Source organism: Burkholderia sp. AU32262 (assembly GCF_020419985.1).
Classification (GTDB): Bacteria; Pseudomonadota; Gammaproteobacteria; order Burkholderiales; family Burkholderiaceae; genus Burkholderia; species Burkholderia semiarida.
Genome location: NZ_JAIZRS010000040.1, coordinates 42,195 through 50,661 on the forward strand (window position 1 = coordinate 42,195; position 8,467 = coordinate 50,661).

General features: G+C 65.3%; 7 protein-coding genes. 6 read left to right on the forward strand and 1 reads right to left on the reverse strand.

Features of this window, described 5'->3' with window-relative positions; genetic code table 11:
• Positions 1–142: 142 nt before the first annotated feature.
• The 6 genes from LGN10_RS31310 (at position 143) to LGN10_RS31335 (ending at position 6,881) form a co-directional block, all read left to right on the forward strand.
• Positions 143–805 carry a GntR family transcriptional regulator gene (locus LGN10_RS31310; RefSeq protein WP_059577463.1) on the forward strand — a complete coding sequence of 221 codons (663 nt, stop codon included), beginning with the start codon at positions 143–145 and terminating at the stop codon, positions 803–805.
• Positions 789–2,027 (forward strand): dicarboxylate/amino acid:cation symporter, encoded by a 1,239-nt coding sequence (locus tag LGN10_RS31315; RefSeq protein WP_226226075.1) that lies wholly within the window; start codon positions 789–791, stop codon positions 2,025–2,027. The genes LGN10_RS31310 and LGN10_RS31315 overlap by 17 nt, the downstream gene beginning before the upstream one ends.
• Before the next feature lie 174 nt (positions 2,028–2,201).
• Positions 2,202–2,603 carry a hypothetical protein gene (locus LGN10_RS31320; RefSeq protein WP_089466249.1) on the forward strand — a complete coding sequence of 134 codons (402 nt, stop codon included), beginning with the start codon at positions 2,202–2,204 and terminating at the stop codon, positions 2,601–2,603.
• 450 nt (positions 2,604–3,053) lie between these two features.
• Positions 3,054–3,503, forward strand: a complete 450-nt coding sequence (locus LGN10_RS31325) for a GNAT family N-acetyltransferase (RefSeq protein WP_089466218.1) — start codon at positions 3,054–3,056, stop codon at positions 3,501–3,503.
• Between the two features lie 121 nt (positions 3,504–3,624).
• Entirely contained in the window at positions 3,625–5,028 is a 1,404-nt protein-coding gene (locus LGN10_RS31330; RefSeq protein ID WP_089466217.1) for an HD domain-containing phosphohydrolase, read from the forward strand.
• An 83-nt stretch (positions 5,029–5,111) separates the two neighbouring features.
• Positions 5,112–6,881 (forward strand): histidine kinase, encoded by a 1,770-nt coding sequence (locus tag LGN10_RS31335; RefSeq protein ID WP_060010653.1) that lies wholly within the window; start codon positions 5,112–5,114, stop codon positions 6,879–6,881.
• A 33-nt stretch (positions 6,882–6,914) separates the two neighbouring features.
• Here LGN10_RS31335 and LGN10_RS31340 read toward each other — a convergent pair whose 3' ends face one another.
• The gene (locus LGN10_RS31340) at positions 6,915–8,030 is read right to left on the reverse strand and encodes a PHB depolymerase family esterase (RefSeq protein WP_060010650.1); all 1,116 of its coding nucleotides are present in this window, start codon (positions 8,028–8,030) and stop codon (positions 6,915–6,917) included.
• Between the last annotated feature and the right edge of the window lie 437 nt (positions 8,031–8,467).

Here is an 8,467-nt window from a genome sequence, read left to right on the forward strand (position 1 = left end):
TCGGCTCTCTTCGTGACGCGGATTTTCTTCCGTTTCTCTTTCGGTATACCCACTCGCAAAATTAGCAGTTGCCGTGCGTTATGAGTAAGGGTAATTTCCTATCCGCGACTTCTTTTCAATCATACGCTAACTGCGATCACAGATGACGTCGAAAGTCTCGACAGATGCAGAGCTCGCCTACGACGAGATCCGATCGAGGATCTTTGACGGCCGGCTTGCGCCTGGACAGAAAGTATCTCATCGAGGCCTGTCGGATGAACTGGGTTTCGGCCAGATGCCGGTGCGCAGCGCATTGCATTTGCTCGAGTCCGAAGGGCTGGTCGTCGTGATCGAAAAGAGCGGCACCTACGTCGCTTCGCCGACCACGAGCGATCTCCGCGAAATTTTTGAAATGCGCCTGGCGCTGGAGAGTACCGCGGCGTTTCTTGCAGCGAGGTCGGGCGCAACGGCAGGGCTTCGCGAGGCCGCGGTAAAAATGCAGGAACTGGTTGAGCGGGACGTCTCGGACATCATGCTCGAACAACGTATCGGCTGGGTGTTTCATCAAGAGTTGTTCGCTGCCGCACGGAACGTCCGGATCTCGTCGGCGTATGGTCTGTTGCGGGCCCAGACCCTGGCCCTGAACGAACTCCCGCGCGGCGACGCCGAAACCGTTCGGCGCGGCACGATCGAGCACCTGCACATCTTTCACGCAATCGAAGCGAACGACGGCGAGCTTGCACGTCAGCATATGTGGAATCACATCGTTGACGGTACGCCGGCACGGATCAAACTGTTAAAGGCACGGCATGAACACGAAAAATAAGGGGCTTTCCCTCCCGATGCAGATGCTTGGCGGACTCGTCCTGGGCGCCGCGTGCGGCGTGTTTGCTCCGGGCTTTGCCGCGAAGCTCGGCTTTCTGAGCGGGATGTTCGGCCACGCGATCAAGATGGTCGTCATGCCGCTGATCTTCCTGTCGGTCACGGTCGGAGTCTTTCGGGCCGGCAGACTTCGCGAGCGGCTCGGAAAGGTCGCCCTGTCCAGTATCGGCTTCTTCGTGTTGATGACGGGCCTGGCCGCGTCGCTCGGCCTGCTGCTCAACCTTGCATTTCGACCGGGCCTCGGTGCGAGCATGACGCAATCTGGATCGATGCCCGCGGCGCTCGCGTCGAGCATCGACTGGACGAAATTTCTCGTTGATCTGATTCCCGCAAACATCGTCGCTGCGCTCGCGGCGGGAAATTCGCTGCCGGTGCTCGTCTTCGGCGTCATTTTCGGTGCGGCATTGGCGGCGGCCCCCGAGCGCGCCGAGCCTGCGATCGCCGTGTTCGAGGCGCTGCTGTCGGGGCTGTTCAAGATGGTCCAGTGGGTGATCGCATGGTCGCCGCTCGCGATCTTCGCCGCGATCGCGCAGTTGCTGTCAGCCAAGGGCTTTGCGGGCGCGCACTCGCTTATCGAGCTTCTGGGCGTCGCCTATCTCGGCATGGCGATTCTCGCGGTTGTACTCACGGCCGTCATTCGCGTCGCCGGTCAGTCGCCTCTGGCCGTGCTCAGGAAGGTGAGGGAACCGCTGATCCTCGGCTTCACGACGCGCTCTTCCGAAATTACCTACCCGCTGCATCTGAAGAAACTCGTTGAACTGGGCGTTCCGTACGGCGTGGCGTCGACGATCTTGCCTCTCGCCTATATTTTCAACCGCGACGGCGCGGTGCTCTACACGGCTCTTGCGGTCGGCTATCTGGCCGACGCCTATCACTTTGCGTGGTCCTGGCCGCTCGCGATCACGATTCTGATCTTGACGATCATCACCATCGACGGCGCAGCCAACGTGCCCTCCGGGGCGATCGTCGCCATCACCATCGTTCTGACGTCGATCGGGTTGCCGGCCGATGCGGTGCTGCTGCTCCTGGGCGTCGACGCGTTTTTCGACATGGGGAGAACCGCCCTCAACGTCTACGGGAGCACGGCGGCAGCCGCTGTTGCGGTGAGACTTTCCGGTTCCGACAGTATCGCCGCCGAACCCGTCACGGGTCAGGCAAGCGTGTAGGTGCTTCGGAAGCGACGGACGCCGCGCGTGGCGATGTTGAGCCCCGCCGATTACCAGGCGCTGGCGCACGTCCGTTCGAGCATTCAGGCAGGGCGAAGGGAACAGGTTGGATGGATGTGCGTTCCGATCAAGCTTCAGTGGGTGGAACGACGTATTTTTTGCCGGAGAAACAGGATGATTGGTTCAGAGTCCGCTGATTTTTTCATGCTGCGCCTGGGTACGCCGCATCCGTCGTGGATGTTTACCGACGACAGCAACATGCTTGGCATCGGCGATTGCGACGGGGTGATGAGCACCATGTTCGAGCTGGATCGCAACCAGGTCGCACGGATCAGAAAACTGGGCCGATCGGTGGAGAGGATTCGGTGCACGTGCGAGCGCGCTGGCCGGGAGCTGCACTTTTATCTCCATGGCAGGCAGGTATCCCAAGGCGTATGGGTCGGGGTCGCGTCGGCCGATCCCGACTATCTTCCGACCGACGAGATGATCGCGACATGGGAAGTACCGACGCCCGACGATGCGTTCAGGTTCGCGGGCGTGAGCGCAAACCGGGACGCATCGGTTAGCCTGGCCTGAACTGCGATCACAGATTATTGCGCGGGTTCGAGCGGGCAACGCTCCGATCGGCCTCGTCGATCGTATGACATGCCTGCCCGTTACACCGCGCGCCGTTCAATGCATGTGGTTCTGGCACACACCAACCTCGGATCGCCAGGACCTTTTTGCTGGCCGGTTCACCGGCCAGCGCTTTTTATTCCATTGAGCCGATTGCATCGGTTCGTTTGCTTCGCGCTCACCGACCAGAGGGTGACGTGCCGCGCCGAAGCCCGCGTCGAACGAAGACGTCCGGGCTCGGTTGGCCTCATTCGTCGGTGAAGCGCGAGATAATCGGCGAAGGATTTCCGGCCACGCGAGCGCGACGCAGCGAGGCGCACGGGCGACGTCGTGCGTCGTCGATGCCCCGGTGGCGCGGCGCCGCCAGGCCGGGCGCTTGCTTCTCCGTGCATCCTTCGCCAGCCAAAGACAATGTCCCTGACCTTCGTCCCCGTCACGCACGCCGACGCCGACACGCTCGTCGCGATCCGCATCGCCGCGATGCGCGACAGCCTCGAGCGCATCGGCCGTTTCGATCCGCAGCGTGCGCGCGACCGGTTTCTCGCGTCGTTCGACCCCGCGCAATGCCGTTTCATCGAAGCCGGCCATTTGCGTGCGGGCTTCTACACGCTTCGCCCGATGGCGGACCACTGGTTGCTCGACCACCTGTACATCCTGCCCGCGCATCAGCGCAAGGGCATCGGCGCCGCCGTGCTGCGCCGGATCCTCGCCGAAGCCGACGAACACCGGATGCCCGTTCGCGTCGGCGCATTGCGCGGCAGCGACTCGAACCGCTTCTACGAACGGCACGGTTTCGTGCGAACCGCCGAAGCGCAATGGGACATCTACTACCGGCGCGGACCGGGCACGGCGGCGACGTAGCGTTCGCGCGATGCATGCCGGTTGAAATCGACGCGCACGTATTAGCGTTTCCCCCGATGTGGAAAACGCGGAGCCGGCCGATGTTGCAGAGAGGGCGTAAACAATTGATCCGAGGCCGATTATGACGACATCTGCAACAAACGGCGTGAATGCCGTGCCGCCCGAAACGTCCGACACCGCGGCGGCATCCGGCGTAGCGGCGTCGATCCTGCTGGTCGACGACGAACCGAACGTGTTGTCCGCGCTCAGGCGCGTATTCCGGCCCACCGGCTACGACATCGTGACCGCCGATAGCGGCGAGGCCGCGCTCGACATCCTCGCGTCGACCGACATCGACCTGATCGTGTCCGACATGCGGATGCCGCACATGAGCGGCGCGGAATTCCTGGCGCGCGCGCGGGCGCTGTACCCGGACACGATGCGCATTTTGCTGACCGGCTATGCGGAGATCGCGTCGGTCGTGCAGGCCGTCAACGAAGGCGGCGTCTATCGCTACCTGAACAAGCCGTGGGACGATCACGACCTGCTGCTGACCATCGAGCAGGCGCTGGAGCAGCGCCGTCTGCGTCGCGAAGCGGCGCGGCTCGCGGCGCTGACGGAGGCGCAGAACGAAGCGCTGCGCCGTTTCAATACGGACCTCGAAACGCAGGTTCGCGCGCGCACCGAGGAGCTCGGCCAGACGGTGATGTTCCTCGAAGCGGCGCAAGGCGACCTGAAAAGCAGCTTCACGGCGATGGTTCAGGTGTGCGCGAGCATGATCGAGCTGCGCTGCGGGGCCGCGAGCGGGCATGCGATGCGCGTCGGCGAGATCGCGCGGCGGCTCGCGCTGGCCGCTGGAATGAGCGAACTGCACGCGCAGGACGTCTATTTCGCGGGGCTGTTGCACGGCATCGGCAAGCTGTCGCTGCCGGACGAATTGCTGCACAAGCCGCTCGCGAAGATGACCACGGACGAGCACCGCGTGTTCCAGGAGCATCCGTTGCGGGCGCAGATGGTGCTGACGCCGGTCGCCCAGTTGCACAAGGTCGCGTCGATCGTGCTGCACCAGTACGAGCGCTTCAACGGCCGCGGCACGCCGGACGGGCTGGTCGGCGACGCGATCCCGATCGGGTCGCGGATCGTCGCGATCGCGCGCGATTTCGAAGGCCTGCGCCACGGCGAAATCGGCGCACCGCATTCGATCGAGCAGGCAATCGACGTGTTGCGCTCGCAGGCGAGCGTGCGGTACGACCCGCAACTGGTTGCCGACTTCATCGAGTTGATGCGGGATCCGGCGAGTCTCGGCATCGCGGCGTCCGTCGCGGAAATCCGGTCGGCTCAACTGCGCGAAGGGATGGAGCTCGCCGACGATTTGCGCACGCATCGCGGCGTGTTGTTGATGACGAAGGGAAGCGTGATGTCCGCGCACCAGATCGAGCTCGTGCGCCGCTTCGAGACGCGGGAGGGCACGCCGTTCGACATTCTCGTGCTGGCGCGTCCGGCCGGCCAGACGCACGCTCCCAACGCAGGCGCGCCGCCGGCCTGACATCGAACGTCGGCCTGACGGCCGCGGGGCGGGCGACCGCCCGCGCCGCGGCGATGCATTCAACCCGTTCCGGGCGTCCGATCATGCATGGCATCTACAATCTTCCGCTCGTCCTGCTGTCGCTCGCGATCGCGACGCTGGCCTCCTATACGACGCTCGATCTCGCCGCGTTCATTTCGCTGCTCGACAATCCGAAGCTCAAGCGCGCATGGCTCGGCGGCGGGGCCGCGGCGATGGGCACCGGAATCTGGTCGATGCATTTCGTCGGCATGCTCGCGTTTTCGCTGCCGGTGCCGCTCGGCTACGCATGGCAGGAAACCGGCGCCTCGCTGGCGATCGCGGTGCTCGTGTCGTACTTCGCGCTGAACGTCGTCACGCGCGCACGGCTGGGCTGGCGGCGGCTGTGCGCGGGCGGCGTGCTGATGGGCGGCGGGATCGCCGGCATGCACTACACGGGGATGGCCGCGATGCACATGCAGCCCGGCATTCGCTACGACGCCGCGCTGTTCGCCGCGTCGATCGGAATCGCGGTGATCGCGTCGACGGCCGCGCTGTGGATCGCGCAGGCGTTGCGCATGCGGCAGGCGCATCACGCGACCGCGCAACGCATCGGCGCGGCCGTCATCATGGGCGTCGCGATTACCGGCATGCACTACACGGCGATGGCGGCCGCGCACTTCGCGCCGGATGCGCGGTGCGGCGCCGCGAACGGCGTCGACGCGCCGTGGCTCGCGACGACCGTCGCGTTGTTTACGATGGCGACGCTGGTCGTCACGCTGCTGGTGTGCCGTTTCGATGCGCGCACAACTTTCCTGCGCGGGATGACCGATACGCTCGAACGGCTCGTGCGGTTGCGAACCGGCGAACTCGAACGCGCGCTGCACAGCTACGAGCAGACGACGCGGATGCTGCAACGCACGCGCGAGAACATGGCGACCGAGATCGACGAACGCAAGGCCGCGCACGCGCTGCTCGAACAGGAGAAGGACGAACAGCGGCGCCTGCTGCATGCGCTCGAGGAAACGCACGAACAGTTGCTGCAATCGGAGAAGCTCGCGTCGATCGGTCAGCTCGCGGCCGGCGTCGCACACGAGATCAACAATCCGATCGGCTTCGTCAGCGCGAACCTCAACACGTTGAAGACGTGGGTGCGCAGCCTGCTCGACGTGGTCGCCGCGCATGAAGCCGCGCTGCCGCAACTCGATCCGGCCACCCGCGACGCGCTGACGGCCGTGCACCGTGCCGCGGATCTCGACTACGTCCGCGGCGAGATCGCGCCGCTGATCGACGAGTCGATCGACGGCGCATTGCGCGTGCGTCGCATCGTGCAGGACTTGCGCGATTTCTCGCGCCCGGCCAGCGACGAATGGAGCGTGGTCGATCTGCATGCGGGCCTCGAGAGCACGCTCAACGTCGTCCATAACGAGCTCAAGTACAAGGCCGACATCGTGCGCGATTACGGCGATCTCCCGCACGTCGAATGCCTGCCGTCGCAGTTGAACCAGGTTTTCATGAATCTGCTGGTCAACGCGGCGCAGGCGATTGCCGAGCGCGGCGTGATCACGATCCGCACGTCGAGCGACGGCGATCAGGTGTCGATCGAGATCAGCGATACCGGTGCGGGCATGACGCCCGACGTCGTCCGGCGGATCTTCGATCCGTTCTTCACCACGAAGCCGGTCGGGCAGGGCACGGGGCTCGGGTTGTCGGTCTCGCACGGCATCGTCGAGCGTCACCGCGGCACGATCGACGTGACCAGCGAGCCGGGGCGCGGCACGACCTTCCGGATACGGTTGCCGGTTCGGCGCGCCGGCGACCGCGCGGGCGCGGCCGCGCTGGAGCAGCGGGCGTGACGACGTGATGGCCGGCGGCGCGGGTGTCGTGCGTCACGCCAGTCGTTTGCGGCGCTGACGACGGAAGAATTGCCAGAACATCGCCGTCGCGTCCGGCCCCTTGGCGGAATGGAACGGCTCGCCGGGATCTCCGCCGCTCCAGGCATGCGGCAGCCCGCGCACGATGCACACCCGGACGATCAACCGTCCACCCTTCAGATAATCGATAAAGTCCGCATCGCCCTGCGCGTAGCTGCGTTGCTCGCCGACGCGGATCGCACCATGTTCGTCGACGAGCCGGTTGAGCCGCGCGAACGCGATGCCGAGCTGCGTTGCGTTCCGGTCGGTCACGACCGTATCGAGCGCGCCGTGCACGACGAGCGCCGGCATGCCGGGATAGGAGGCGACGTCGGCGCACACGTCGAGCGCGTGGATCGGATCGTCGCGGATGCCGCGACGCATCAGGCTCATCGCGGCCATCGTCGACGACGGCGGCGCGATGGCCGGGCCGGAATGCAGTCCGACGGCCGCGAAGCGGTCGGGATACCGTAGCGCCAGCGCCGCGGCGAGCCCGGCGCCGGCGGACAGGCCGGCCACGTAGATTCGGTCGCGATCGAAGCCGTGGCGTTTCACGATCGCGTCGACGAGCGATGCGACGGCCGCGGCTTCGGACTGCGTCGCGTCGCCGTGCCAGTGCCAGCAGCGATGAGCATGGGCCGTCTTGGCCTGCTCGGGAAACAGCACGGCGAAACCGGACCGCTCGGCGAGACGGCAGATGCGCGTGCCCGCGGCGAACGATTCGGCCGTCTGCTTGCAGCCGTGCAGCATGACGACGGCCGGCATGTCCACTGTGCTGGCAGGTGCCGCGGGGAGGTACAGCGCATACGCAAGATGATTCACGAGCCGGCCGGCGCTCGGGCCGGCGGAATGAAACGAGCGGAGCCAGGTGCCGGCCGGCCGGGCCGACGGAGCGCGGACGGCGGGCACGATGCCCGTCCGTTTGGCGGCAGGGGCGGCGACGGTCGGCTTGCCGGTTCGTTGAACGACCTTCCTGGCGGCCTTTTTTGCGGCCGGCCGCGGCTTGCCGGCCCGTTTCTTCGGACGCGCGCCGGCCGCAGCGGAAAACAGTTCAAGATGCCGCAACCAGATGCTGGATTTTTTCCTGGGCATGTGCATTCTCGTAGCGGCGGCCGGATCCGCCGCAGGGTGAAAGTCGAATGGGGGCGGGGAGCAAGGTTCGTGCTGCGCCGCCCTGCAAAACGGGGTTGACGCGTGTCCGTTATCGGCGATGCCGGGTTGATCGAAGTACGCCGCTGGTGCGACTCGACTGGTACGCACGTTGCAGTGGGCTTCCCCTTTCCCGTCCCGGCTGGCGATTCCCCGTGGAGGCGAAGATCGAATCGCCCGCCGGGCTTCACGTGATATCGTGCGGTTCGACAGCAGCATCCACCGTTCATTCCATTGTGAGGGGCGACATGCGCCTAGTGTCCTGTTCCGTTGTTAACTGGTCTATCTTCGCGTAGCATGTTGACGTCAACGGAACGGGAGACGTCAGCATGGCGATGGGACGACCGAAGGCGGAACTGGTGCTGAGCGAAGACGAGCGT

Bases quoted from the DNA above. Each gene is read 5' to 3' on its own strand.
- LGN10_RS31310 (WP_059577463.1), top strand. From the start codon at position 143: ATGACGTCGAAAGTCTCGACAGATGCAGAGCTCGCCTACGACGAGATC.
- LGN10_RS31315 (WP_226226075.1), top strand. From the start codon at position 789: ATGAACACGAAAAATAAGGGGCTTTCCCTCCCGATGCAGATGCTTGGC.
- LGN10_RS31320 (WP_089466249.1), top strand. From the start codon at position 2,202: ATGATTGGTTCAGAGTCCGCTGATTTTTTCATGCTGCGCCTGGGTACG.
- LGN10_RS31325 (WP_089466218.1), top strand. From the start codon at position 3,054: ATGTCCCTGACCTTCGTCCCCGTCACGCACGCCGACGCCGACACGCTC.
- LGN10_RS31330 (WP_089466217.1), top strand. From the start codon at position 3,625: ATGACGACATCTGCAACAAACGGCGTGAATGCCGTGCCGCCCGAAACG.
- LGN10_RS31335 (WP_060010653.1), top strand. From the start codon at position 5,112: ATGCATGGCATCTACAATCTTCCGCTCGTCCTGCTGTCGCTCGCGATC.
- LGN10_RS31340 (WP_060010650.1), bottom strand. From the start codon at position 8,030: ATGCCCAGGAAAAAATCCAGCATCTGGTTGCGGCATCTTGAACTGTTT.